Here is a 3,376-nt window from a genome sequence, read left to right on the forward strand (position 1 = left end):
CTCGGCGCAAGCCGAGGAAGATAAGTACGGGTTGTGATTGCATTATTTTGTTCCAAGTTCTCAAGACTGGGGTGAATAACCTCAGACTGCTTTGAAACTTATGAACGGCACAAACGCTAATACTCAGGTCCTATAGCCTACAGCGTTATAGGATCAAGCGACTAAGTGCATATGGTGGATGCCTTGGCGATCACAGGCGATGAAGGACGTAGTAGCCTGCGAAAAGCTACGGGGAGCTGGCAAACAAGCTTTGATCCGTAGATATCCGAATGGGGAAACCCACCGCAGCAATGCGGTATCCCTAGCTGAATACATAGGCTAGTGGAAGCGAACCGGGTGAACTGAAACATCTCAGTAGCTCGAGGAAAAGAAATCAACCGAGATTCCGAAAGTAGTGGCGAGCGAAATCGGAAGAGCCTTTACGTTTTAGCATGCAAGATAGTCGAACGGAATGGAAAGTCCGGCCGTAGCAGGTGATAGCCCTGTAGATGAAATCTTGTGTGTGGAACTAAGCGTAAGACAAGTAGGGCGGGACACGTGAAATCCTGTTTGAAGATGGGGGGACCATCCTCCAAGGCTAAATACTCGTGATCGACCGATAGTGAACCAGTACCGTGAGGGAAAGGCGAAAAGAACCCCGGAAGGGGAGTGAAATAGATCCTGAAACCGTATGCATACAAACAGTAGGAGCCTCCTTGTGGGGTGACTGCGTACCTTTTGTATAATGGGTCAGCGACTTACATTCAGTGGCAAGGTTAACCGAATAGGGAAGCCGTAGCGAAAGCGAGTCCGAATAGGGCGATTCAGTCGCTGGGTGTAGACCCGAAACCAGATGATCTATCCATGGCCAGGTTGAAGGCACGGTAACACGTGCTGGAGGACCGAACCCACTAATGTTGAAAAATTAGGGGATGAGCTGTGGATAGGGGTGAAAGGCTAAACAAATCTGGAAATAGCTGGTTCTCTCCGAAAACTATTTAGGTAGTGCCTCAAGTATTACTGCGGGGGGTAGAGCACTGTTATAGCTAGGGGGTCATGGCGACTTACCAAACTATGGCAAACTCCGAATACCCGCAAGTACAGCTTGGGAGACAGAGCACCGGGTGCTAACGTCCGGACTCAAGAGGGAAACAACCCAGACCGCCAGCTAAGGTCCCGAATTATCGCTAAGTGGGAAACGAAGTGGGAAGGCATAGACAGTCAGGAGGTTGGCTTAGAAGCAGCCATCCTTTAAAGAAAGCGTAATAGCTCACTGATCGAGTCGTCCTGCGCGGAAGATGTAACGGGGCTAAGCGATAAACCGAAGCTGCGGGTGTGCACTTTTAGTGCACGCGGTAGGAGAGCGTTCTGTAAGCCTGCGAAGGTGGCTTGTAAAGGCTGCTGGAGGTATCAGAAGTGCGAATGCTGACATGAGTAGCGATAAAGGGGGTGAAAAGCCCCCTCGCCGTAAGTCCAAGGTTTCCTGCGCAACGTTCATCGGCGCAGGGTGAGTCGGCCCCTAAGGCGAGGCAGAGATGCGTAGCTGATGGGAAACTGGTTAATATTCCAGTACCGTCGTACAGTGCGATGGGGGGACGGATCGCGGAAGATCATCAGGGTGTTGGATGTCCCTGTTGCTGTATCGAAGATGGCGCTTAGGCAAATCCGGGCGCGTAAATCAAGGGTATGGCACGAGCGAGCATTGCTTGCGAAGTGATTGGAAGTGGTTCCAAGAAAAGCCTCTAAGCTTCAGCTGTGCGAGACCGTACCGCAAACCGACACAGGTGGACGGGATGAATATTCCAAGGCGCTTGAGAGAACTCAGGAGAAGGAACTCGGCAAATTGATACCGTAACTTCGGGAGAAGGTATACCCCGGTAGTGTGAAGCGCCTGCGCGCTTAGCATGATGGGGTCGCAGAGAATCGGTGGCTGCGACTGTTTATTAAAAACACAGCACTCTGCAAAGACGAAAGTCGACGTATAGGGTGTGACGCCTGCCCGGTGCCGGAAGGTTAAGTGATGGGGTGCAAGCTCTTGATCGAAGCCCCGGTAAACGGCGGCCGTAACTATAACGGTCCTAAGGTAGCGAAATTCCTTGTCGGGTAAGTTCCGACCTGCACGAATGGCGTAACGATGGCCACACTGTCTCCTCCTGAGACTCAGCGAAGTTGAAGTGTTTGTGATGATGCAATCTACCCGCGGCTAGACGGAAAGACCCCATGAACCTTTACTGTAGCTTTGCATTGATCTGTGAACCGGCCTGTGTAGGATAGGTGGGAGGCTTTGAAGCGTGGTCGCTAGATCACGTGGAGCCATCCTTGAAATACCACCCTGGTTTGTTTGCGGTTCTAACCTTGGTCCGTTATCCGGATCGGGGACAGTGCATGGTGGGCAGTTTGACTGGGGCGGTCTCCTCCCAAAGTGTAACGGAGGAGTTCGAAGGTACGCTAGGTACGGTCGGAAATCGTGCTGATAGTGCAATGGCATAAGCGTGCTTGACTGTGAGACTGACAAGTCGAACAGGTGCGAAAGCAGGACATAGTGATCCGGTGGTTCTGAATGGAAGGGCCATCGCTCAACGGATAAAAGGTACTCTGGGGATAACAGGCTGATACCGCCCAAGAGTTCATATCGACGGCGGTGTTTGGCACCTCGATGTCGGCTCATCTCATCCTGGGGCTGTAGCCGGTCCCAAGGGTATGGCTGTTCGCCATTTAAAGAGGTACGTGAGCTGGGTTTAAAACGTCGTGAGACAGTTTGGTCCCTATCTGCCGTGGGCGTTGGATACTTGACGGAGCCTGCTCCTAGTACGAGAGGACCGGAGTGGACGTACCTCTGGTGTACCGGTTGTCATGCCAATGGCATTGCCGGGTAGCTAAGTACGGAAGAGATAACCGCTGAAGGCATCTAAGCGGGAAACTCGTCTGAAGATTAGGTATCCCGGGGACTTGATCCCCCTAAAGAGTCGTTCGAGACCAGGACGTTGATAGGTCGGGTGTGGAAGCGCAGTAATGCGTTAAGCTAACCGATACTAATTGCTCGTGAGGCTTGATCCTATAACACTGATGGTTATGACCTGGTGATATAGCGTTCCAAGTGTCGTTCAATACAAAATCTGGCTGCCCCGTCAGCAGCCAGCCAACACCAATTACACCCCCCTTGTGCGTGACCATCGAGCTTGTCTCTGGTCACCCACACGTTGTGTTTCTTCCAAGATTGGAGCCGTTGCGCTAACCCGCAGCCGCTCAACCCGTTACGCCTGACGACCATAGCAAGGTGGTACCACTCCTTCCCATCCCGAACAGGACAGTGAAACGCCTTCGCGCCGATGATAGTGGACGGACGTCTGTGAAAGTAGGTCATCGTCAGGCTTTTATTGCGCAAAACCCCACAGGT

2 rRNA genes are annotated in these 3,376 nt (G+C 52.2%); both read left to right on the forward strand.

Annotated features, from left to right (window positions below):
• The first annotated feature begins 151 nt into the window (after nucleotides 1–151).
• Nucleotides 152–3,036: ribosomal RNA gene (locus WBR68_RS30845) — 23S ribosomal RNA — on the forward strand.
• 202 nt (nucleotides 3,037–3,238) lie between these two features.
• Nucleotides 3,239–3,351, forward strand: a 5S ribosomal RNA gene (rrf, locus tag WBR68_RS30850).
• The last annotated feature ends 25 nt before the right edge of the window (nucleotides 3,352–3,376 follow it).

The sequence above is a fragment of the Achromobacter sp. JD-1 genome (assembly GCF_038594925.1).
Classification (GTDB): domain Bacteria; phylum Pseudomonadota; class Gammaproteobacteria; order Burkholderiales; family Burkholderiaceae_B; genus Achromobacter; species Achromobacter spanius_C.